This window comes from Halomonas sp. I1 (assembly GCF_032334135.1).
Lineage (GTDB): Bacteria > Pseudomonadota > Gammaproteobacteria > Pseudomonadales > Halomonadaceae > Halomonas.
Map to the genome: position 1 here is coordinate 1 of NZ_JAVXUS010000026.1, position 21,689 is coordinate 21,689.

General features: G+C 66.4%; 21 protein-coding genes. 17 read left to right on the forward strand and 4 right to left on the reverse strand.

Going from position 1 to position 21,689, the window contains the following annotated elements; translation table 11 throughout:
- Positions 1–183: 183 nt before the first annotated feature.
- Positions 184–531, reverse strand: a complete 348-nt coding sequence (locus RSO41_RS17685) for a Grx4 family monothiol glutaredoxin (RefSeq protein WP_315620573.1) — start codon at positions 529–531, stop codon at positions 184–186.
- Positions 532–687: 156 nt separating this feature from the next.
- Here RSO41_RS17685 and argF point away from each other — a divergent pair, with 156 nt between their 5' ends.
- From argF to RSO41_RS17715, 6 genes are all read left to right on the forward strand, one after another.
- On the forward strand, positions 688–1,608 hold the full coding sequence (gene argF / locus RSO41_RS17690) for an ornithine carbamoyltransferase (protein WP_315620574.1): 921 nt from the start codon (positions 688–690) through the stop codon (positions 1,606–1,608).
- Between the two features lie 173 nt (positions 1,609–1,781).
- Positions 1,782–2,690, forward strand: a complete 909-nt coding sequence (locus tag RSO41_RS17695) for a 3-keto-5-aminohexanoate cleavage protein (RefSeq protein WP_315620575.1) — start codon at positions 1,782–1,784, stop codon at positions 2,688–2,690.
- A complete protein-coding gene (locus RSO41_RS17700; RefSeq protein WP_315620576.1) occupies positions 2,687–3,643 on the forward strand; it encodes an L-carnitine dehydrogenase in 957 nt (318 codons plus the stop codon). Before RSO41_RS17695 ends, RSO41_RS17700 begins: the two co-directional genes overlap by 4 nt.
- Positions 3,643–4,107 carry a thioesterase family protein gene (locus tag RSO41_RS17705; protein ID WP_315620577.1) on the forward strand — a complete coding sequence of 155 codons (465 nt, stop codon included), beginning with the start codon at positions 3,643–3,645 and terminating at the stop codon, positions 4,105–4,107. The genes RSO41_RS17700 and RSO41_RS17705 overlap by 1 nt, the downstream gene beginning before the upstream one ends.
- A gap of 157 nt (positions 4,108–4,264) precedes the next feature.
- A complete protein-coding gene (locus RSO41_RS17710) occupies positions 4,265–5,884 on the forward strand; it encodes a BCCT family transporter (RefSeq protein WP_315620578.1) in 1,620 nt (539 codons plus the stop codon).
- On the forward strand, positions 5,881–6,711 hold the full coding sequence (locus tag RSO41_RS17715) for an alpha/beta hydrolase fold domain-containing protein (protein WP_315620579.1): 831 nt from the start codon (positions 5,881–5,883) through the stop codon (positions 6,709–6,711). The genes RSO41_RS17710 and RSO41_RS17715 overlap by 4 nt, the downstream gene beginning before the upstream one ends.
- 11 nt (positions 6,712–6,722) lie before the next feature.
- Here the strand turns inward: RSO41_RS17715 and RSO41_RS17720 are convergent, their stop codons facing one another.
- On the reverse strand, positions 6,723–7,685 hold the full coding sequence (locus RSO41_RS17720) for a GlxA family transcriptional regulator (protein WP_315620580.1): 963 nt from the start codon (positions 7,683–7,685) through the stop codon (positions 6,723–6,725).
- Between the two features lie 68 nt (positions 7,686–7,753).
- Complete coding sequence (locus tag RSO41_RS17725; RefSeq protein ID WP_315620581.1) at positions 7,754–8,692, reverse strand: ABC transporter substrate-binding protein; 939 nt, start codon at positions 8,690–8,692, stop codon at positions 7,754–7,756.
- Positions 8,693–9,235: 543 nt separating this feature from the next.
- Here RSO41_RS17725 and RSO41_RS17730 point away from each other — a divergent pair.
- Together RSO41_RS17730 and RSO41_RS17735 are read left to right on the forward strand one after the other, a co-directional pair.
- Positions 9,236–10,195: a GlxA family transcriptional regulator gene (locus RSO41_RS17730; RefSeq protein WP_315620583.1), complete on the forward strand. Its 960-nt coding sequence runs from the start codon at positions 9,236–9,238 to the stop codon at positions 10,193–10,195.
- A 113-nt stretch (positions 10,196–10,308) separates the two neighbouring features.
- The gene (locus tag RSO41_RS17735; RefSeq protein WP_315620585.1) at positions 10,309–11,535 is read left to right on the forward strand and encodes a TauD/TfdA family dioxygenase; all 1,227 of its coding nucleotides are present in this window, start codon (positions 10,309–10,311) and stop codon (positions 11,533–11,535) included.
- Between the two features lie 67 nt (positions 11,536–11,602).
- Here RSO41_RS17735 and RSO41_RS17740 read toward each other — a convergent pair whose 3' ends face one another.
- Positions 11,603–12,601, reverse strand: coding sequence for a GlxA family transcriptional regulator (locus RSO41_RS17740; protein ID WP_275288413.1), 999 nt, complete (start codon positions 12,599–12,601; stop codon positions 11,603–11,605).
- A gap of 138 nt (positions 12,602–12,739) precedes the next feature.
- Here RSO41_RS17740 and RSO41_RS17745 point away from each other — a divergent pair, with 138 nt between their 5' ends.
- The 9 genes from RSO41_RS17745 (at position 12,740) to RSO41_RS17785 (ending at position 21,689) form a co-directional block, all read left to right on the forward strand.
- Positions 12,740–13,879, forward strand: a complete 1,140-nt coding sequence (locus RSO41_RS17745; RefSeq protein ID WP_315620586.1) for a TauD/TfdA family dioxygenase — start codon at positions 12,740–12,742, stop codon at positions 13,877–13,879.
- Complete coding sequence (locus RSO41_RS17750; RefSeq protein WP_315620588.1) at positions 13,876–14,460, forward strand: HD domain-containing protein; 585 nt, start codon at positions 13,876–13,878, stop codon at positions 14,458–14,460. The genes RSO41_RS17745 and RSO41_RS17750 overlap by 4 nt, the downstream gene beginning before the upstream one ends.
- On the forward strand, positions 14,460–16,055 hold the full coding sequence (locus RSO41_RS17755) for a 5-guanidino-2-oxopentanoate decarboxylase (protein ID WP_315620611.1): 1,596 nt from the start codon (positions 14,460–14,462) through the stop codon (positions 16,053–16,055). The genes RSO41_RS17750 and RSO41_RS17755 overlap by 1 nt, the downstream gene beginning before the upstream one ends.
- A 225-nt stretch (positions 16,056–16,280) precedes the next feature.
- On the forward strand, positions 16,281–17,222 hold the full coding sequence (locus RSO41_RS17760) for a glycine betaine ABC transporter substrate-binding protein (protein ID WP_315620589.1): 942 nt from the start codon (positions 16,281–16,283) through the stop codon (positions 17,220–17,222).
- Positions 17,219–17,962 (forward strand): class II aldolase/adducin family protein, encoded by a 744-nt coding sequence (locus tag RSO41_RS17765; protein WP_315620590.1) that lies wholly within the window; start codon positions 17,219–17,221, stop codon positions 17,960–17,962. Before RSO41_RS17760 ends, RSO41_RS17765 begins: the two co-directional genes overlap by 4 nt.
- Before the next feature lie 10 nt (positions 17,963–17,972).
- Entirely contained in the window at positions 17,973–19,172 is a 1,200-nt protein-coding gene (locus RSO41_RS17770; protein ID WP_315620591.1) for a pyridoxal phosphate-dependent aminotransferase, read from the forward strand.
- A 7-nt stretch (positions 19,173–19,179) separates the two neighbouring features.
- Entirely contained in the window at positions 19,180–19,974 is a 795-nt protein-coding gene (locus RSO41_RS17775) for an amino acid ABC transporter ATP-binding protein (protein WP_315620592.1), read from the forward strand.
- Between the two features lie 46 nt (positions 19,975–20,020).
- Positions 20,021–20,791, forward strand: a complete 771-nt coding sequence (locus tag RSO41_RS17780) for a transporter substrate-binding domain-containing protein (protein ID WP_315620593.1) — start codon at positions 20,021–20,023, stop codon at positions 20,789–20,791.
- Positions 20,792–20,975: 184 nt separating this feature from the next.
- A complete protein-coding gene (locus RSO41_RS17785; protein ID WP_315620594.1) occupies positions 20,976–21,689 on the forward strand; it encodes an ABC transporter permease subunit in 714 nt (237 codons plus the stop codon).

Here is a 21,689-nt window from a genome sequence, read left to right on the forward strand (position 1 = left end):
GAAGCTCGAAGCTCGAAGCTCGAAGCTCGAAGCTCGAAGCTCGAAGCTCGAAGCTCGAAGCTCGAAGCTCGAAGCTCAGTATGCCGAACCTCGCGCCTAAAACGTCAAACCCTCCGCGGCATCGCCACGGAGGGTTTTCTTAAAGCTTAGCGCTTACGGCTTACAGCTCCGGACGTAGTCCGGTCAGCCTTCCGGTTGCTCGTCGTCCTGATGCTTGGCAGCAGTGTCCTTGACCAGGGTCTCGAGCTCGCCGTTCTGGTACATCTCGACGACGATATCGCAGCCGCCGACCAGCTCGCCCTCGACCCACAGCTGCGGGAAGGTCGGCCAGTTGGCGACCTTGGGCAACTCGGCGCGAATGTCCGGGTTGTCCAGGACGTTGACGAAGGCGAAGCGCTCTCCGCAAGCCATCAGGGCCTGTACGGTCTGGGCGGAGAAGCCGCATTGCGGCAACTGGGGCGTGCCCTTCATGTAGATCAGGATCGGGTTCTCGCTGATCTGGCGCTGGATGTTCTCGACAGTGGTGCTCATGTGCTTTCCCTCTGGATCGCGGTGTTGACCATGGCGTCACGGTAATACCCGAGCACGCTGGTCGGCCTTATGATGACGTCATTCTACTGATGCGAGTCGCATTGCGCATCCCCCGAGGGCTGGCTAGGATGGTCGTTTTTCTCGTGGAGCGACACCATGGCCACCCGCCATTTTCTGACCCTGCTCGACCTGAGCCCGGAGGAGTCTCGTTATCTGATCCAGCGCGCCATCTCGATCAAGAACGGTCTGAAGACGCACGGTCCGACCTACACGCCGTTTGCCAATCGTACCCTGGCGATGATCTTCGAGAAGTCCTCGACCCGCACCCGGGTCTCCTTCGAGACGGCCATGGCGCAGTTCGGCGGCCACGCGCTCTTTCTCTCCCCGCGTGACACCCAGCTCGGGCGCGGCGAACCCATCGGCGACACCGCCCGGGTACTCGCCGAAATGGTCGACGCCGTGATGATTCGTACCTTTTCCCATCAGGGGCTCGAGGAATACGCTGCGGCAAGCGACGTCCCGGTGATCAATGCCCTCACCGACGACTACCACCCCTGCCAGCTACTCGCCGACATCATGACCTGGACCGAGCTGCGCGGCAGTGTCCGGGGCCGCACCGCCGTCTGGATCGGCGACGGCAACAACATGTGCCACTCCTGGATCAACGCGGCGCGACAGTTCGACTTCCAGCTGCGCATCTGCTGCCCGGAAGGCTACGAGCCCCGCCAGGATATCCTCGAGGCCGCCGGCGATCGCGTCAGCATCCTGCATGATCCGCAAGCGGCCGTGGAAGACGCCGACCTGATCACCACCGATGTCTGGGCCTCGATGGGTCAAGAAGAGGAGCAGGCCAAGCGCGAGGCGGACTTCGCCGGCTTCCAGGTCACCGAAGCCCTGCTCGACCGAGCCGCCGACAACGCCCTCTTCCTGCATTGCCTGCCCGCCCATCGCGGCGAGGAAATCAGCGAGACCCTGCTCGACGACCCCCGCGCCGTGGTATGGCAGGAAGCCGGCAACCGGCTGCATGCCCAGAAGGCACTGATCGAGTTCCTGCTGCTGGGGCGCGTCGAACCCTGACGCCACACCATGATGTCACACCCTCCCGCCCCGGCTTCAGGCCGGGGCGATGCGTTCATGGCCAGGCCATCACGGCAGTTTGACGCATGACGTCAAGTCGACGTCGCCTTCTATATACTCTGCATTGCCATCTTCGCGGACACTCCTCTCAGACTTAACGAGGAGGTCCGACCATGAACCGCAATGTCATCCTGACCTGCGCCGTCACCGGCGCCGGCGATACCACCGGCAAGAACCCCAACGTGCCGGTGACGCCCAGGCAGATCGCCGACAGCTGCATCGAAGCCGCTCGCGCCGGTGCCAGCGTGGCCCATATCCATGTGCGCGATCCGGAAACCGGTGGTATCAGCCACTCGATGGACCACTTCCGCGAAGTGATGGAACGCGTCCGTGAATCCGACACCGATATCGTCATGAACATCACCGCCGGTGGCGGTGGCGACTGGATTCCCGACGTCGAAGACCCGACACGCGGCGGCCCGGGCACCGACATTCAGACACCGGCGCAGCGTCACGAGCCGGTGGGCGAACTGCTCCCGGAACTCTGCACCCTGGACTGCGGCAGCCTGAACTTCGGCGACATGGTCTATATCAACACCGCCGACTGGCTCCGCGAGCATGCCCGTCTGGTGCAGGCCGCCGGCGTCAAACCCGAACTCGAGTGCTTCGATCTCGGCCATGTCTGGTTCGCCCGCCAGCTGCAGCAGGAAGGGCTGATCGATGGCGATCCGCTGTACCAACTCTGCCTGGGTATTCCCTGGGGCGCCGAGGCCGACACCGAAACCATGCTGGCCATGCGCAACAAGCTGCCGGAAAACGCCAACTGGGCGGCCTTCGGCATCGGGCGTCACCAGATGCCGATGGTCGCCCAGGCGGCGCTGCTCGGCGGCCACGCCCGGGTCGGCCTGGAAGACAACCTCATGCTGGAAAAGGGCGTGCTGGCCACCAACGGCCAACTCGTCGAGAAGGCCACCGGCATCATCGATGGCCTGGGCGGTCGTGTCATGACGCCGGCCGAGACCCGTGCACACCTCGCCCTGCGCGATCCCAGCACCGGCCGGGTCGCTGGAGGTGAAGCATGAGCCATCAACTCAGCGTCATCGGCACCGGCGTCATCGGCAATGGCTGGATCGCCCGAGCCCTGGCCCAGGGGTGGGATGTCGTGGCCTTCGACCCGGCCCCCAACGCCGCCGAGCGCACCCGCGCCTTCGTCGCCAACGCCTGGCCGTCGCTGGAGAAGCTGGGCCTCGCCGAGGGCGCCGAGCCCGCGCGACTGACCTTCGTCGACAGCCTCGAGGAAGCCGTGGCCGGCGCCGACCTGGTCCAGGAGAACGTGCCCGAGCGCCTCGAGCTCAAGCGCGAGATCCTCGCCGCCATCGATGCCGCGGCTGCCCCCGGCGTGATCGTCGGCTCCTCCACCTCGGGCTTCAAGCCCAGCGACCTGCAGCGCGACTGCGCCTGGGTGCCGGGTCGGGTGATCGTTGCCCACCCCTTCAACCCGGTCTACCTGCTGCCGCTGGTCGAGCTGGTCGGCGGGGAGGCCACCGAGCCCCACCAGATCGAGCAGGCTCAAGCGCTCTACCAGGACCTGGCCATGCGCCCGCTGGTGGTGCGCCGCGAGATCGAGGGCCATATCGCCGACCGGTTGATGGAAGCGCTATGGCGTGAGGCCCTGCACCTGGTCAACGACGGCGTGGCGACCACCGAAGAAGTCGACGCCGCGGTGGTCTATGGCTGCGGCCTGCGCTGGTCGCTGATGGGCACCTTCCTGACCTTCCACCTGGCCGGCGGCGAGCAGGGCATGCGTCACATGCTCGAGCAGTTCGGCCCGGCGCTGAAACTGCCCTGGACCAAGCTCGAGGCCCCGGAGCTCACCGACGAACTGATCGACAAGGTGGTCGAGGGCTGCGAGTTCCAGGCCGCCGACCGTCCGGTGGCCGAGCTGGACCGCCGTCGCGATGACTTCCTGGTCGAGCTGCTCGACCTGGTGCAGAAATACTGGCCCGAGGCCGAAGGCCTCGAAGGACGCATCTGATGGCCCTGCTCGAGCTCCGCGTGGACAGCCAGTGGGTCGACTACAACGGCCACATGAACGACGCCGAATACGCCCGGGTGTTCTCCCTGGGCGTGGAGGCGCTGATGGATGCCATCGGCCTCGACGAGGCCGGCCGGACGCGCCACGGCTATACCCTCTACACCCTGGAAACCCATCTCTGCTATCGCCGCGAAGCCCACGAGGGCCAGGCACTGCACCTCGATGTCATGCTGCTGGACCGCGACGCCAAGCGCCTGCACGTCTTCTTCGAGATGCGGGACAGCGAGGGCAACCTGCTGGCCACCAGCGAACAGATGCTGATGGGTATCGACAGCCAGGCCGGCCGACCGGCGCCCTTCCCGGCCGACATGGGCGAGGCCGTCGAGGCACTGCCTCGGGCAGAGCCCGATGCCTGGCCGGAACTCGCCGGCCGGCGCATCGGCCTTCCCCCGGCCAGACGCTGACACCGAAGGGCGTCACCCAATCGCCCTACTACGCCATCCCGCCCGGCCGATGCCGGGCGGGCACGGGAACGCCGGCCCGAGGCCCGGCTCCGAGAGGATACGGCTTATCGCTACTTCAACCCCACCCACACCGCCCGACTCGTCGGAAGATGCCACCATGACATCGACGGACTACATGGTGACCGAGCTGTCCCAGACCGGTTTTTTCCGCGGCATGCACAAGGGCATGACCCTGACCTCCGCCGCCCTGGTGCTCGCTTTCGTGTTGTTCACCGGCCTCGGCCCCCAACTGGCCGGCGAGGTCTTCGGGGCAGCACGCGCCTGGATCGAGAATACCTTCAGCGGCTATTACCTCGTGACCGTCATGCTCTTGATGGCCGTCTGCGCCTTCATCGTGGTCAGTCGCTACGGCAGCATCCGCCTGGGCAGCGACGATAGCCGTCCGGAATTCAGCAACTTCGCCTGGTTCTCGATGCTGTTCTCCGCCGGCATCGGTATCGGCATCCTCTTTTTCGGCGTTGCCGAACCGGCCTTCTACCTGGATGACAGCGGCGCCTTCGGCTATCCCAACAACCCCCATGCCGACATGGCCGGCGCCACCGCCATCGGCTACGAACGCGCCGTCGACGCGCTGCGCGTCTCGGTGTTCCACTGGGGGCTGCACGGCTGGGCGATCTACGTCATCGTCGGCATGTCACTGGCCTACTTCGCCTATCGCAAGGGGCTCCCGCTGGCCCTGCGCTCCGCCCTCTATCCCTTTATCGGCGAACGCATCTACGGTCCCATCGGTCACCTGGTCGACATCCTCGGTGTGCTGGGCTGCGTGTTCGGTGTCGCTACCTCACTGGGGCTCGGCGTGAGCCAGATGGCCGTCGGCCTGCAGAGGCTGGTGGGCATCAGTGACGGCCTGGACACCCAGCTCATCCTGATCGCCGGCATCTCTCTTGTCTCCATCCTCTCGGTGGTCTCCGGCGTCCAGCGCGGCATCAAGCTCATCTCCGAGCTCAACATCTGGGTCTCGGTGCTTGTCGTCGGCGCTTTCCTGCTGGGTGGCCCCACCCTGTGGTTGATCCAGGCCTTCGGCTCGACCCTGGTCGACTACGCCGCGAACTTCATTCCCATGGGACTGTGGTACGCCGACGACCCCGGACCGGCCGCCTGGCAGCAAGCCTGGACCATCTTCTACTGGGGCTGGTGGCTGGCCTGGGCGCCCTTCGTCGGCCTGTTCATCGCGCGCATTTCGCGAGGCCGCACCCTGCGCGAGTTCGTGCTCGGCGTGCTGCTGGTGCCGACACTGATCATCTTCGTGTGGCTGGTCATCTTCGGCGGCAATGCCCTTTATCAGGAACTGCAAGCCCCTGGTGGACCCGGCAGTGCCGGCATCATCGAGCTGGTCAACGCCTGGAACCTGCCGGCCGCCCTGTTCGCCAGCGCCGATGGCATCGCCGGCACCGGCACCCTCGGCTGGCTGCTCTCGGCGATGATGGTGTTCCTGCTGATGAGCTGGTTCGTGACCTCCTCGGACTCCGGCACCCTGGTGCTGACCACCATCCTGTCACTGGGCAACGATGAGCCACCTCAACGCTTCCGCGTCTTCTGGGGCGTGGTGATCGGCCTGGTGGCGGCTGTCCTGCTGGTCGCCGGTGGCCTCAAGGCCCTGCAGACCGCCCTGATCGCCGCCGCTCTGCCGCTCAGCGGAGTGATCCTGATCATGACCGCCGGCGTGCTGGTCTCGTTGCTGCGCGAATCGCGTCGGTCCCGGATGGCAACCGAATGATGCAACACGATGCCTTTCGCCGACGCTTCGAGAGCGGTCTCGACGCTCTCGCCGGGTTGCCCATGGAGGCAGCCCGGCGGCATTACGACACGCTCTGTGCAAGCTTTGCGCCCGCCGACCCTCCAGGCATGGCGGTAGACGACGGGCACATTGAGAGTGTCGGCGTACGACGCTTCCATCCTGCCGTCGATGCCGAGGTGGCCCCTATCCTCTATGCCCATGGCGGCGGCTGGAACCTCGGCTCGCCACGCAGTCACCACGGCATCGCCGCCGACCTCGCCGAGCGGCTGGGACGCGAAGTGATCAGTGTCGACTACCGGCTGGCCCCGGAGGCTCGCTACGCCGAAGCACTCGACGACTGCCGTCGAGTCGCCGAAGCCTGCTCGCCTATCGCTCTGGTCGGTGACAGCGCCGGTGGTCGACTGGTCATGGATATCGCTCGGCAGTCGCCTTGGCACGGCGTGCTGGGCCTGATCTACCCACCGGTGGGTCGCCCGACACCCGACACCCTGGGGCCAGATGCACCGCTGCTTGCGCGGGACGATATCCTGGCGCTGTGGGACAGCATCGCCGACGATGTACCGATGCCGGACGCCACCTCAGCCCCCGGCGAGGCCATCGAGGTCCTGGCAGTAGAGCATGACCCTCTCACCCGACCGCTCGAGGCAGCCATCGACGGCTGGCGTCGCGACGGCGCCGACATCGGCTACCGCTGTGCCCCGGGCATGCTGCATGGTGCCCTGCACGCTCATGCCGAACTGCCCTCGATGTACGATGCCTGGCGGGATTTCTGTCGGGCCCTGGGACAACGATTACCGAGGACATGAACCACAGCGGCTTACCCTTTACGGATTTGCCGGGGTGACTGTCCGTAACGACCTCGAAATGCCCGGGAGAAACTCGAGCTCGAGCCGAAGCCACAGGCCAGGCCCACCGACAGCACATCCAGGTCGGTCTCCTCGAGCAGGTAGCGGGCGCGCTCCAGCCGCAGGCTCAGGTACCAGTCACGGGGCGACTGCCCGAGTTCTCGCTCGAAAAGCCGTTGTAGATGACGCAGCGAGATGCCGCTGAGCCGCGCCACTTCCGCCAGGCTCAACGGGGACTCCAGATGCTGTTCCATGAGGTCGACGGCTTCCACCAGGCGGCGTCGATGGGTGCCCAGTCGACGTGCCAGGGTCATGCGCTGCTGGTCGCGGCGCGTGCGAATGCGCTCGTGCACCAGCTGTTCCGAGACGTCGATGGCCAACTGATGGCCATGTCGACGGGCGATCACGTCCAACGCCATGTCCATGGCCGCCGCCCCCCCGGCACAGGAAAATCGCCGACGCCCGAGTTCGAACAGTTCATCCGAGGTCGCGATGGCCGGAAAGCGCTCTTGAAAGGCCGGCAGGCTTTCCCAATGGAGGGTGACCCGTTCGCCCTTCAGCAGACCGGCCGCGGCGAGCAGGAAGCAGCCCGTATCGAGACCGCCCAGCACGCATCCCGCCTCGTCGAGACGGTGCAACCAGCGCATCAGGGCACGACTCAGGCAGGATTCCGGGTCGAACCCGCTGCAGACCGCGAGTGAAGGAAGGTGATGCACCGACTCGATGGACTGGTCGGCCAGCAGTGTCATGCCGTTGGAGGCCGTCACCGGCTCACCGTCCTGGCTGAGCAGCGTCCAGTCGAACAGCGGGCGACCGCTGATGCGGTTGGCGATGCGCAGTGGCTCGACGGCCGAGAAGAAGGCCATCATCGAGAAGCGTGGCAGCAACAGAAAGCCGACGAGTTCCGGCGTGGGTCCGGTGTAATCGAGGCGCATGACGGCAAGCCAAGGGTGTAAAGGGGCCGATCATGATGACCGGCCGGAACCTGTCGGGCAAGATGGCCTCAGTCGAAGTGCGCCTCGACCGCCTCGATGGCGGGACGCCCGTCACGAGCCTCGACCCCCTCGAGCCAGGTCGCCACGGTCTCGTGGTTAGCCACGATCCATTCGCTGGCCACCTCGTCGGCAGGACGTTCCTCGTGACTGTAGGCATGCACCCAGTCATTCTGGTCGGCGGTGTCCACCACATACTGGGTCATGAAACGGTGCACATCGGCATCCTGGTCCTTCAGGCCATCCGGCACCACGGTCCAGACCGTGCTCTCGATCTCCGCCACACCGGCATCATCGGCATCCTCGAGATAGACGAGGTCGAAGCTGACGTTCATCCAGTGCGGCTCCCAGCCGACGAAGGTCACCCATTCGCCGTTGCGCATCTTCTGCTCCGCCTGGGCCAGCATCGCCGCCGTGGAACTCTCGCGCAGATTCCAGTCGCCGAGATCGGCCAGGTCTTCATCGATGGCCGCATTGAGGGCCTTGTTGATACCAGTGCCGGCCTCGATGCCCAGAATGGTGCCGTCGAAGCGCTCGCGGTGCTCATTCAGGTCCGCCACCGACTCGATACCGGCCTCCTTGACGTAACGCGGCACCACCAGGCCAGAGATCGCGCCCTGGATGTTGGCGGCGGCCTTCTCCACCTTGTCGTCGGCCACCAGAGGCTCGACCATGTCCGTCTGCACCGGGTACCAGCCACCCAGATAAGCTTCCAGATCCCCCTCGGCAACACCATTGAGAATCACGCTCACCGCCAGGTCATCCTGCTGTGTCTCGTAGCCCATGGCCTCCAGCAACTGGGCGGCGATTTCGGACTTGACGGTAACCCCCGGCCAGGGCGGTACACCGAAACGAACTTCATCGAGATCGGCCTGGGCCATGGGCGCGGCCAGGGAGGTCAGCGCCAGGGTGGCACCCAGCAGGTGGCGACGGTGGTGCAGCATCGGCATGGTAATCTCCTGTTGCTTGGGGAACCTTCACAGTCTGACGCCTTTCATCAGGGTGACTTTTCACAAGTCGACCCATAGGCGACACAATGCGACAGAGCGAATTCATTCTTGCGCCCCCTGGGAAGCGCTGAACAAATCGACGAGCGGAGCGAAGGCTAGGCCCGTTCCCGACGGGCCATCGCATTTCCCACATCCATGTGGGTCACGCAAGGCGCACGGAGCACAGCACCGAGCGGAGCGACAAACATCCGAAGGATGGCCCCGAAGGGGCGAGAAACCGGAGGTTTCGAGTCAACCGGAGCCTATGGGGTATAGGTGAGGATTCCGAGCACCGCGCACAAATTCGCCAGGAGCGAATTTGAACCGTCTTTAGACGGGCCCGCAGGGTAGCCGCCATGGATGGCGGCTATAGCGCAGCGATTTGCCCGCGCAGGCATTTGTGCAGTGTTTCCCTTGCACGGCCATTGCAAAGGAAGCGATGCCCCCTACAATCGTCACTGCTATCCGATCATCCCCGATGCCCACCGGCCAGGTTCGTCGTCCATGCGCCTACACCCCCAGGTTCCCGAGCCGGAATCCATCGGCTTCTTGCTGCTGCCGCGCTTCGCCATGGTGGCGTTTTTCTCGGCCATCGAGCCATTGCGCATCGCCAACCGCATCAGCGGTCGGACCTTGTTCCACTGGAACGTGATCAGTCGCGATGGCGGCCCCGTCACCGCCTCCAACGGCATGCCGCTTGCCGCCACCTGGTCGTTGCAGGACGCGCCCGAGACCCCGAGCCTGGCGGTCTGCGCCAGCTTCGCTCCAGAACAGGCCCTAGACACGGAACTGCTGGAATGGTTGCGATCCCGTGCAAGGGCCGGCTGCGTCCTGGGTGGCATGGACACGGGCTGCTTCGCACTTGCCGCCGCCGGCCTGCTCGATGAGCAGACCGTGACCCTGCACTGGGAGTCCCTGCCCGCCTTTCGCGAGCGATTCCCCGGGATCGAGGCGGTCGAGTCACTCTACGAAATATCGGCCGAGGGATTTTCCTGCGCCGGCGGCAGCTCGGCCATCGACATGAGCCTGGACCTGATCGCCCGCCGACACGGCGACGAACTGGCCGGCCAGGTGCGTGAACAGCTCGTACACGACCAGGGCCGCCTGCCTGCCAGCCGGCAGCGCCACACCGCCCGGCCGGCCAATGATGTCGACCCTGGGCTCCATCGGGCCATTGCGTTGATGGAGACCCACCTGGAGGCTCCCCTGGGCATCCAAGCACTGGCCGATGAGCTCGGGCTTTCCTGGCGACGGCTCGAGCGGCTCTTCGCTCGTCACCTTGGCCAGACGCCGCTGCATTTCTACCAGGAACGGCGCCTGGCTCATGCCCACCAGTTACTGATCGATACTCGCCACGGCATCATGGACATCGCTCTGGCCAGCGGCTTCGCCTCGGCCTCCAGCTTCACCCGGGCCTTCCGCAGGCGCTACGGCCTGACACCCAGCCAGCTGAGGAGACGCTGATTCGAGACGAATTGTCGAATCGTGCATAGTCGATGTCGAATCATGTCGCATGGCGTTGCCTGTCGGTTGGCATCCTGAGCCGCATCATCACGCTGCCATCTCAGGAGATGCCCATGACCGACACCGAACTGCCACGCACGCCGGATTACGACGCCTGGCCGATCGACGCCGATCTCGACGCGGTCTCCTTCACCTCGCGACGGGTCACGGTGCGCTGGAGCGACGGCCGGGTCAGCCGCTATCACGGCATTTGGCTGCGCGAGAACGCCGCCGACGACACCACCATCAACCCGGCGACTCGGGAACGCATCCTGGACCTCTCCACCCTGCCCGCCTGGCCGGAGGTCAAAGGCGCCGAGATAGACGCGACCGGTGCACTGTGCGTGGATTTCGCCCCCGAGGATCGCCGCCTGCGCTTCCATCCCGGTTGGCTGCGCGCCCACGACTACGACAATGCCAGTGATCCTGAAGCGCCGCTGGTGCCGGTGACGACCTGGCAGGGCGGCCCGGAGGCCGGCCCCGATACCCTGGACGCCACTGGCCTGCTCGATACCGATGCGGGCGACGACGCCGACGAAGCGATCCTCGCCCCGACCCTGGAGAGCGTGCTCGGCAAGGGGCTGGTACGGCTGCGCAACCTGCCCACCGAGCCCGGCTCGCTGGAGGCCATCGCCCGGCGTATCGGTCCGGTGCGTCCCACCAACTTCGGGCAACTGTTCGACGTCAAGGCCAAGCCGGACCCGGATTCCAACGCCTATACCTCCATCGCCCTGCCGCCCCACGTGGACCTGCCGACCCGCGAATACCACCCGGGCCTGCAGATGCTGCACTGCCTGGAGAACAGCGTGGAGGGCGGCCAGGCGGTGATGCTCGACGGCTTCGCCGTGGCCGAGGCACTGCGCGACCGTCACCCCGCGGCCTGGGCGACGCTGACCCGGGTGCGCTGGTGCTACGCCAACACCGCCAAGACCACCGACTATGTGTGGTACGAGCCGATGATCCGTCTCGACGCCCGGGGCGAGCTGCTCGAGGTGCGCATCGCCGACTTCCTGCGCGGCCCGCTGCAGACGGCCTTCGAGGACGTCGAGCCGGCCTATGAGGCACTGATGACACTGCAGCGCCTGCTGCGCGACCCGGCCTTCGCCATCCGCTTCACCTACGCGCCCGGCGACCTGGTGATCTTCGACAACCGTCGACTGCTGCACGCCCGGGATGCCTTCGAGGGCGCCAGCGGCCACCGCTGGCTACAGGGCTGCTACATGGAGCGCGACGAGATCCGCTCGCGTTACCGCATGGTCCAGCGAGCGAGGCGCCAGCGCCGTCTCACCACCGATGTCTGAGAAGCGACGAATGCTCGCCCCCCCTGCCGCCGACATCGGCCTTCGCTGAGCGTCCTGTCGGCCGCTTTCAGCCGCGTTCAGCGGTCACACTGGGCGCCTCCCCGAAGCGCGCCCGATAGGCCCGGGAAAAGTGCGCCAGGTGTGCGAACCCGGTGGCCAGCGCCGCCTCGGTGACCCGACAATGGCTGGCGGCCAGCAGACGCTGGGCTTGGTCGAGCCGCATGCCCAGGTAGCATTGCTTGGGCGTCTCGCCGAAATGGGCCATGAAGCGACGCGTCAACTGGCGCTGCGACTGTCCCACCAACCGGCAGATCTCGGGAATGGGCAGCGCCTGGGCCAGGTTCGCCTCCATGACCGCCAGGGCCCGCAGCACGCTGCGCGGCAAATGCGCATAGCGCTCGTCCCGACTCGGCGAAGGGTCATCATCACCGCGCTGGTGCACCAGTTGACGGCCCACGGCATTGGCCAGCGCCGGGCCATAGAGCCGTTCCATCCAGGCCAGCATCATGTCGATGCTCGCCGACCCTCCCGATCCGGTCAGCCGGGACGCATCGAGTTCGAAGCGTGCCTGGCTGACCCTGAGCTGCGGGAACTCGCGTCGAAACGCCGGTACGCTTTCCCAATGCATCGCGACCCGATGCCCTTCCAGCACGCCCGATCGCGCCAGGATGAAGGGGGCCGTATCCAGTCCCCCCAGCCAACCGCCATGGGCTGCCACTCGCCTCAGCACGGCGAGATCCTGCCCCCGGATGGTCGCCTCCGCCTCATAGGAGGACACCACCATCAGATGCGCGTCATCGGCCACGGCATCGAGCTCGCCATCGACATCGATGCGCACGCCGTTGCTGGCCACCAGCCCTTCTCCATCGGCGGACAACAGTCGCCAGGCAAACAGGTCCCGGCCGAAACGATTGGCCACGCGCAACGGCTCCAGCAGACAGAACAGACTCAGCATCGAGAACTTCGGCACCAGCCAGACATCCAGGGTGTGCTCCGCTTCCTCGGGCGCCAGCAGCGGCGGAGAATCCGGTCTCGGATAGGGCCAGGCGTCGGTAAACTCACTCATTATGGCCAAAAATATCAAATATAGGGCGAATTTATGCAAATGGTAGCGGCGCAGCGGCGTTAGGGTAAAGCCAGTCGCGCATCGGCGCCGGTGGCGACACTTCGTCACGGTCCACGCAATACCCGGAGATAGATCGTCATGACCGCAAGCGGCAAGCTGTGGCTGTCCTCGGACGGACAGCGCATGAACCTCGATACCCAGGGCCAGACCCGTGAATTCGCTGCCCTCTGGCTGCGCGAACGCGCCCCCGATTCCACCACCCTGGATCCCCGCACCGGCCAGCGCCTGATCGAGGCCGCCGAGCTACCTCTCGACCTGGCTCTGGAAAGCGCCGAACTGAGCGGCGAGCATGTGGCGCTACGTTTCAGCGACGGCCACGCCACCGACTTTTCGCTCGAGGAACTGGTCGCGGCCAGCACCGAGATCGCTACCAGCGTGCCCGGCCGTACCCTCTGGGATGCCGGCCTGGCCGAGCCGCCCAGAGCGGACTTCGCGGCCGCCCGCCAGGACGACGCCGCCCTGCTCGACATGCTCGAGAACCTGCATCGTTTCGGCTTCGTGCTGGTCTCGGGCGTGCCCACCGAAGAAGACGGCATGCAGGCCCTGATCGACCGTATCGGTCCCCTGCGCCGCACCAACTGGGGCGGCATCGCCGACGTCAAGTCGGTGGCCAACGCCTATGACCTGACCATGACCCAGCGTGGGCTCGAACCGCACACCGACAACCCCTACCGCGACCCGATTCCCGGCTACATCTGGCTGCATTGCCTGACCAATGCCGCCGACGGCGGTGACAACACCCTGGTCGACGGCTATCAGGCGGCGCTGACGCTCAAGGCGCGCGACCCCGAGGCCTTCGACTGCCTGACCCGTGTCGCCCCGGGCTTTCTCTACCATGACGACACCACGCGTCTGGAAGGTGAAGGGCCGCTGATCGAGCTCGACAGCCACGGCCGCCTGGCGCGCGTTCGCTTCAACAACCGCACCGAACGTGTCGATGCCCTGTCGGCCGATGAACTCGAGCGCTACTACGCCGCGCGTCGGGCCTTCTACCACCTGATCACCTCGGACGAGCTGACCGTTCACCTCAAGCTCGACCCCGGCCAGATGTTGATCATGGACAACTATCGCCTGCTGCACGGACGACGCGCCTACCAGCTCGCCGGTGGCGTGCGCCATCTGCGCCAGGGCTACGTCGACCGCGACAGCACGACCAGCCGACGCCTCGTGCTCCGCCGACAGCTCTCCGGTCAACCATCGCAGGAGGCCAGCGCATGAACCAGGCCAGCTTCCGACGTTTCGACGAAAGCCGGCTCGACGAATGGCACTTGATCGACGCCCGTTTCCGCGACTACCAGGCCGACGCCCCGCGCCGGGTACTCGACCATCTTCACCGCCTGGCCGGCGACCATCACGGCTACCCGGTGGATCGTTTCGAGCACAGCCTGCAGACGGCGACTCGCGCCCTGCGTGACGGTGCCGACGAGGAAATGGTGGTGTGCGCCCTGCTGCATGACATCGGCGACGACCTGGCACCGGCCAATCACGCCGAGATCGCCGCGGGCATCCTCGAGCCGTTCATCGATCCCTTGAATGCCTGGATGATTCGCCACCACGAACTCTTTCAGGGGTATCATTACCGCCACTTCTTCGGCCAGGATCGCCACGCTCGGGAGCAGTTTCGCGACCACCCGGCCTATGCGCGCACGGTACGCTTCTGTGACCACTGGGATCAGGCGAGTTTCGACCCCGACTACGACACCCTGCCACTCGAGCACTTCGTGCCCATGGTCGAGCGCGTCCTGGGCCGTCCGCCCTTCGGTGGCCTGCCCGATCCAATCGAGGAGAGTTCGCCGTGATGACTTGCGCCCAGCGACTGATTCAACTGCTCGAGGCCTACGGCGTCGATACCGCCTTCGGCATCCCCGGCGTGCACACCATCGAACTGTACCGTGCCCTCGGCGAAAGCCGGCTGCACCACGTCACGCCGCGTCACGAACAGGGCGCCGGTTTCATGGCCGACGGCCATGCCCGGGCAAGCGGCCTGCCCGCTGCCTGCTTCATCATCACCGGTCCCGGCATGACCAATATCGCCACCGCCATGGGGCAGGCCCTGGCCGACTCGGTGCCGATGCTGGTGATTTCCAGCGTCAACCAGCGCGCCAGCCTGGGGCGTGGTCAGGGGCGCCTGCACGAGATGCCCCACCAGCGCGAGACGCTGGCCGGCGTCAGCGTGTTCAGCCACACCCTGCACGACCCCGAGGCGCTTCCGGAGGTCATGGCCCGAGCCTTCTCGATATTCCACAGTGCTCGCCCCGGTCCTGTGCATATCGAGATCCCCCTGGACGTGATGGGCGCCCCGGTATCCGACGGGCCCATCACGCCGACCCGCACCTACCCGCCGGCACCGGCTCCCGAGGCGTTGGCGCGAGCCGCCGAGTGGCTCGGCACGGCTTCGCGTCCCCTGGTCCTGCTCGGCGGCGGCACGGCCGACGCAGCGGGCGCGGCCCGGGCGCTGGTCGAACGCCTCGACGCCCCGGCCTTTACCACCATCAACGCCAAGGGCGTGCTCGGGCTCGACCATCCACTGGACCTGGGCGCCACTGCCAGCCTGCCCGCTGCCCGACGGCTGGCCCGCGAGGCCGACGTGGTACTGGCCATCGGCACCGAGCTCGGCGAGACCGACTACGACCTGGTGTTCGATAGTGGCTTCGTCCTCGACGGTCGCCTCATTCGCATCGATATCGACCCCCAGCAGCTCGGCCGCAACCAGGCCGCCGACCTGGCCCTGCTCGCCGAGGCCGGCCAGGCCATGGCGGCCCTCGTCGAACGACTGCCCGAGTCGACGCAACGCGACGGAGCCGAGCGCGCCGAGGCCGTACGTCGAGCCCTGGCCTTCGCCGAGGATGCCGAGGTGGCCCCCTATGCACCGCTCTTCGCCACTCTGCGCGAGGTGCTGCCGGACGCCATCCTGGTCGGCGATTCCACCGGCCCGGTCTACGCCGGCAACTTCCTGGCCTCGCTGCCGGCACCGCGCCGCTGGTTCAACGCCGCCACCGGCTTCGGCACCCTCGGCTACGGCCTGCCCGCCGCCCTGGGCGCCGCCCTGGCCCAACCGGAACAGCCGGTGGTCGCCCTGGTCGGCGACGGCGGCCTGCAGTTCGTGCTCGGCGAGCTGGGCACCGCCCGCGATCTCGGCCGCCCCGTGGCCATCGTGATCTGGAACAACGACGGCTACGACGAGATACGTCGTTACATGGCCATGAGCGAGATCCCGAAGCTCGGTGTCGATCTGGCCGCCCCCGACTTCCCGGCCCTGGCGCAGGCCTTCGCCTGTCGCCACCTCGGCGTGACCGACCCGGCGAGCCTGCACGACGCCCTCGGCCGCCTCGATGAAGCGAGTTCCCCATTGATCATCGAGGTCGATGCCTCCGCCTGGATCGCCTCGCTCTGATCATCGGCACGTTTACCCGACCAGAAAGAAAGATGGAGATATACGCCGGGGACGAGTCGAAGCGAGGGTCTTTTGACCAGGGAAGGCAAAAGTAGCGCCCAAGGACGGGTTTATAGCGCCCTCGCGCAGACTTGTCGCCGGGCATGCCCTGCTGGCATCTGATATGGGTTTTCATCCAACGCATAGCCAGAACCAGCCGACCAGAGATAAAGGAGACGTCTGTATATGAAGACGCATACCACGACCCTGACCATGACCCTGATCGCCGGCCTGACCCTGGCCGGCCCCGCCACGGCCGCCGATCGCGACGACCAGCTGCGCCTGGTCGTGCCGCCCTGGCCCGGCGTGACCGTCAAGAGCGAGATCTTCGCCCAGCTCATCGAGCCACTGGGCTACACCACCAGCAAGCAGCAGCTCAGCTCGACGGTCGGCTACAACACCCTGCAGACCGGCGACAGCGATGCCTTCCTCGCCGGCTGGATGCCGGCACAGCAGGAGAGCTACGACGCCGCCATGGAGGCCGACGCCATTGTCGACCTGGGCAACAACGTCAACGGTGCCCGCATGGGCTTCGCGGTACCGGACTATGTCTACGAGGCGGGCATCACCAGCGCCGAACAACTGGGCGATCCCGAGGTGGCCAAGCGCTTCGACAAGACCGTCTACAGCATCGAGAGCGGCTCCACCGTCACCGACATGCTGAACCAGGCCATCGAGGCCGACACCTATGGGCTGAGTGACTGGGAAGGCATGTCCTCGTCCACGCCCGGCATGCTCAGCGAGGTCGAGGCCGCGGTCGACGAGGACCGCTGGATCGTCTTCTACGGCTGGACGCCGCACTGGATGGTGCCGGAGTACAACACCCGCATCCTCGACGACCCCGAGGGCGTCTATGGGGCCGACAACGGCCGCAGCGACGTCAAGACCATCGTCGCCACGTCCTACGCCGAGGCCAACCCCAACCTGACCCGGCTGCTCGACCAGTTCGTGATCAGCGCCGACGAGCAGAGTGAATTCATCCGCGACTACAGCCTCAAGGAGCGCGAACTGGAGGCCGTGGCCCATGACTGGCTGGCGTCCCATCCCGAGCAAGTCGCCGAATTCCTCGAGGGCGTCGAGACCCGCAACGGCGGCAATGCGCTCGATGCCGTGGAGGCCAGCCTGTGACGACACCTCGCGACGAGGAAGCCATGCAGCGCCGCGACCTGGCCGCCGCCTACCGGCTGGTCGCGCTGGACGGCATGGATGACGGCATCTCGACGCATATCTCGGCACGCCTGCCCGGCGAGCGTTTCCTGCTCAACGCCTTCGGCCTGCGCTTCGACGAGGTGCGTGCCGACAACCTGGTCACCGTCGACGCCGAAGGCGAGATCCTCGACGACCCGACCGGGCTCGGCATCAACCCTGCCGGCTTCACCATTCACAGTGCCATCCATGCAGCACGGCCCGAGGTCGCCTGCGTGCTGCACACCCACACGGTCGCCGGCGTCGCCATTTCCTGCCTCGAGGAAGGCCTGCTGCCACTGAATCAGTGGGCGATGCAGTTTCATGACCGGCTCGGTTATCACGACTATGAAGGCATCGCCCTGGATCTCGACGAACGTCGACGGCTGACCGCCCATCTCGGTCGCCACATGGCGATGCTGCTGCGCCAGCACGGCCTGCTGACCTGCGGACGCAGCGTGGGCGAGGCCTTCCTGCGCATGCGCGATCTGGAACGCAGTTGCCAGGCCCAGCTGGCCGCCCAGGCCACCGGACGCCCCTTGCGTCAGGCCAGCCCGGAACTGTGCGAGCACGTCGCCCGCCAGTACGAGGCCTGGGCCGCCAGCCCGCAGGGCACCGACCTCGCCTGGCAGGCCGAACGCCGCCGCCTGCCAGCCGATGACACTTCCCCTCAGGCCACCTAGCGAGACTTTCATGCGTTATTCCCGACTGACCGACCGTATCGCCGGCGAAGGCGCCGCGGCCTGGGACATCCATAACCGGGCCCTGGCCCGCCAGGCCGCCGGCGAGGACATCACCGTACTGTCGGTGGGCGACCCGGACTTCGACACCCCGGCGACGATCGTCGAGAGCGCCGTGGCCAGCCTGCGTGACGGCGCCACCCATTATCCCGACGTCCAGGGCAAGCACGGCCTGCGCGATGCCATCGCCGAGCGCTACCGCCGACACGGCGTCGAGGCCGACCCCGAGCGCATCATCGTGATGGCCGGGGCCCAGTGCGGGCTCTACGCCGTGGCCCAGTGCCTGCTCGACCCGGGCGACGAGGTCATCGTGCCAGAGCCTTGCTACGTCACCTACGAGGCGGTGCTGCGCTCCACCGATGCCGCCATGGTACGCATCCCCCTGCGGGGCGATGCCGGCTTCCGCCTCGACCCGGCCGATATCGAGGCGGCGATCACCCCGCGCACCCGGGCGATCATGCTCAACAGCCCGCACAACCCCACCGGGCAGCTCATCGACACCGACACCTGGCACGCCATCGCCGAGCTCTGCCACCGCCATGATCTGTGGCTGATCTCCGACGAGGTCTACGCCAACCTGGTCTTCGAGGGCGAGCACCACTGTGCCGCCGCCTTCCCCGACCTGACGGATCGCAGCGTGGTGATCGACAGTCTCTCCAAGTCCCACGCCATGACCGGCTGGCGACTGGGCTGGGTGCTCGGTCCCCGCGAGCTGATCGAGCACCTCGGCAACCTGGCGCTGTGCATGCTCTACGGCTGCCCGGACTTCATCCAGGACGCCGCCCGGGACGCCCTGACCCGACAGGCCCCGGAACTCGAAGCCATGCACCAGGGCTATCGAGCCCGGCGCGATGCCGTCTGCGCGGCCCTGGCGGACTGTCCGGCCGTGGAGGTCATCCCACCGGCGGCGGGCATGTTCCTGATGGTCGATGTACGCGCCACCGGTCTCTCGTCCCAGGCCTTCGCCGACCGACTGCTCGATGAACAGGGCGTGTCGGTGCTGTCCGGCGAGGCCTTCGGTCCCTCCGCCGCCGGTTTCATCCGGCTGAGCCTGACCGTCGACGAAGCCCGCCTGACCGATGCCTGCCAACGCCTGGCCCGCTGTGCCGAGACGGCACGCGACGACGCCGGTCTCCTTTCCACCGTCCAATGAGTCGCCTATGACATCATCGCTCGACGATCACACTCCGCAAGCCACCGCCGCCCCGGCGGTGCAAGCGCGCCACCTCGTCAAACGCTATGGCGACCTCGAGGTGCTGCGCGATGTCTCCCTCGACGTTCCCGAGGGCAGTGTTACCTCCATCATCGGCGCCAGCGGGTCCGGCAAGAGTACCTTGCTGCGCTGCCTCAACCTGCTGGAACGCCCTGACCAGGGCGACCTGGCGATTGCGGATGAGACGATCCAGTTCGACCGCAATCCCCAGGGCGACGTCGTCGGTCTGAACCGACGCCAGCTGCAGCGGCTGCGCGCCAAGGTCAGCATGGTCTTCCAGCAGTTCAACCTGTGGCCGCACTTCAGCGTACTCGGCAACGTCACCGAGGCCCCGATGCGAGTACAGGGGCTCTCCCGCCGACGCGCCACCGAGGTGGCCGAGCACTACCTGGCGCGTGTCGGCATGGCCGACAAGCGCGATGCCTATCCGGCGTTCCTGTCCGGCGGCCAACAGCAGCGCGTGGCCATCGCCCGCGCGCTCGCCATGGAGCCACGCCTGCTGCTGTTCGACGAGCCAACATCGGCGCTGGACCCGGAACGCGTCAACGAGGTACTCGGCGTGATCCGCGACCTGGCCGGCGAGGGCCGCACCATGGTGCTGGTCACCCACGAGATGGCCTTCGCCCGGGAAGTCTCCGACCAGGTCGTGTTTCTCGATCGCGGCGTCATCGGCGTCGCCGGTCCCCCCGGCGAGGTCTTCGACGACCCGCGCTGTCGGCGCTTCGCGGCGCCCGCCGCCTGATCGGCCACAGCCTCCCCACTTTCGAACAACGCGTCAGGAGAACATCATGCAACGCACCCTCATCCCCGCCATCGCGCTTTCCATCGCCAGCCTCGGCGGCACCGCCCAGGCCGCAGAGCCCTTGCAGATCGGCATTTCCGCCGAGCCCTACCCGCCCTTCACCTACACCTCGTCCGAAGGCGAGTGGACCGGTTTCGAAGTGGAGCTGGGCATGGCCATCTGCGAAGCCATGGAAACCGAATGCGAGATCAAGCCCACCGGCTGGAGCGGTATCATCCCCTCGCTCAAGGCCGGTCGCATCGACATGATCATGAACTCCATGTCGATCACCAAGGCCCGTCAGAAGGTCATCGACTTCACCGATCCCTACTACTTCACCCCTGGTGCCTACGTGGCCGCCAGCGACCAGGCACTGAGCCTTCCCGAAGGCCTAGACGGCCTGGTACTGGGCGTGCAGAGCGCCACCACCAATGCGACCTACGCCCGCCGCGCCCTGCGTGACACCGGCGTCGATATCCGCCTCTACGACCAGGCCGAGCAGGTCAACCGCGATCTGCTCTCCGGCCGCCTGGACGTGATCCTGGCCGACAAGATTGCCATGAACGAACTGGTCGAGCGCGACGAAGCCGAAGGCTTCGAGATCAAGGGCACCGCGCCGCACCACGAAGCCTATGGCGAAGGCGTCGGTATCGGCATCCGCCAGGGTGACGACGATCTGGAGGCCGACCTCAACGCCGCCATCGAACGGGTCCAGCAGGAAGGCACCTGCACCCGACTCTCCGAGTCGTACTTCGGCACCGACGTCTGCACCGGCTGAGTACCATCGATTGCCATCGTGATTCGAACCGCCGGGCGGTGACGCCGGCCGGCGGCTTCGCCATGTCCATGCAAGGATGTCAACGCAAGTGTGACACGGTACGCGCCGGTCGATCCCCGAAGAGACCGTACGACGTTCTTCCGCCCCGGCGCGCACTGCGTGTCTTCCAAGGTGCTTTTCGACCATGAACAACCTCTCGCAAGAAGGCTTGGCCGACTGGTCCGGTCCCATCTTACAGGGCGCCCTGACGACCCTCGAGATTGCCGTACTGGCCTATGCCATCGGCCTGCTGCTCGGCCTGATCGGCGCCAGCGCGCGCCTCAGCCCCTGGGCACCGATACGCGGCCTGGGTATCCTGTACTCCACGGCGGTGCGAGCCGTCCCCGAGCTGTTGCTGATCATCCTGCTTTACTATGCCGGCTCCCAGGCACTCACCGCCCTGACCAATGCCATGGGCTTTTCCGGCCAGGTGGCCATCAACGGTTTCGTGACCGCCGTAGGCGTGCTGGCATTCGTCCAGGGCGCCTACATGACCGAAGTGCTTCGTGGCGCCATCCTGGCCATTCCCCGAGGCCAGCTCGAGGCCGCCGATGCCTTCGGCTTCTCGGCCTGGGCGCGCTTCCGACGCATCGTCGTGCCGGCCATGCTGCCCAATGCCCTGCCGGGCATGTCGAACCTCTGGCTGATCCTGATCAAGGATACCGCCCTGATCAGCGTCATCGGCTACAGTGAGCTGTTCTTCACCATCCAGCAGGCGGCCTCCAGCACGCGTGCCCATTTTCTGTTCTATGCCGCCGCCGGCGTCATCTACCTGGCGATGACGCTGTCGTCCACGGCGCTGTTCGCGCGCCTGGAACGTTACCTGCGTCGCAGCCAGCCGACCACCGAGGAGGCCTGA

Coding starts and splice junctions, on each gene's coding strand:
- RSO41_RS17755 (WP_315620611.1), top strand. CDS start 14,460: ATGACTTGCGCCCAGCGACTGATTCAACTGCTCGAGGCCTACGGCGTC.
- RSO41_RS17775 (WP_315620592.1), top strand. CDS start 19,180: ATGACATCATCGCTCGACGATCACACTCCGCAAGCCACCGCCGCCCCG.
- RSO41_RS17745 (WP_315620586.1), top strand. CDS start 12,740: ATGACCGCAAGCGGCAAGCTGTGGCTGTCCTCGGACGGACAGCGCATG.
- RSO41_RS17785 (WP_315620594.1), top strand. CDS start 20,976: ATGAACAACCTCTCGCAAGAAGGCTTGGCCGACTGGTCCGGTCCCATC.
- RSO41_RS17710 (WP_315620578.1), top strand. CDS start 4,265: ATGACATCGACGGACTACATGGTGACCGAGCTGTCCCAGACCGGTTTT.
- RSO41_RS17740 (WP_275288413.1), bottom strand. CDS start 12,601: ATGAGTGAGTTTACCGACGCCTGGCCCTATCCGAGACCGGATTCTCCG.
- RSO41_RS17780 (WP_315620593.1), top strand. CDS start 20,021: ATGCAACGCACCCTCATCCCCGCCATCGCGCTTTCCATCGCCAGCCTC.
- argF (WP_315620574.1), top strand. CDS start 688: ATGGCCACCCGCCATTTTCTGACCCTGCTCGACCTGAGCCCGGAGGAG.
- RSO41_RS17695 (WP_315620575.1), top strand. CDS start 1,782: ATGAACCGCAATGTCATCCTGACCTGCGCCGTCACCGGCGCCGGCGAT.
- RSO41_RS17725 (WP_315620581.1), bottom strand. CDS start 8,692: ATGCCGATGCTGCACCACCGTCGCCACCTGCTGGGTGCCACCCTGGCG.
- RSO41_RS17735 (WP_315620585.1), top strand. CDS start 10,309: ATGACCGACACCGAACTGCCACGCACGCCGGATTACGACGCCTGGCCG.
- RSO41_RS17715 (WP_315620579.1), top strand. CDS start 5,881: ATGATGCAACACGATGCCTTTCGCCGACGCTTCGAGAGCGGTCTCGAC.
- RSO41_RS17720 (WP_315620580.1), bottom strand. CDS start 7,685: ATGCGCCTCGATTACACCGGACCCACGCCGGAACTCGTCGGCTTTCTG.
- RSO41_RS17770 (WP_315620591.1), top strand. CDS start 17,973: ATGCGTTATTCCCGACTGACCGACCGTATCGCCGGCGAAGGCGCCGCG.
- RSO41_RS17700 (WP_315620576.1), top strand. CDS start 2,687: ATGAGCCATCAACTCAGCGTCATCGGCACCGGCGTCATCGGCAATGGC.
- RSO41_RS17760 (WP_315620589.1), top strand. CDS start 16,281: ATGAAGACGCATACCACGACCCTGACCATGACCCTGATCGCCGGCCTG.
- RSO41_RS17685 (WP_315620573.1), bottom strand. CDS start 531: ATGAGCACCACTGTCGAGAACATCCAGCGCCAGATCAGCGAGAACCCG.
- RSO41_RS17705 (WP_315620577.1), top strand. CDS start 3,643: ATGGCCCTGCTCGAGCTCCGCGTGGACAGCCAGTGGGTCGACTACAAC.
- RSO41_RS17730 (WP_315620583.1), top strand. CDS start 9,236: ATGCGCCTACACCCCCAGGTTCCCGAGCCGGAATCCATCGGCTTCTTG.
- RSO41_RS17750 (WP_315620588.1), top strand. CDS start 13,876: ATGAACCAGGCCAGCTTCCGACGTTTCGACGAAAGCCGGCTCGACGAA.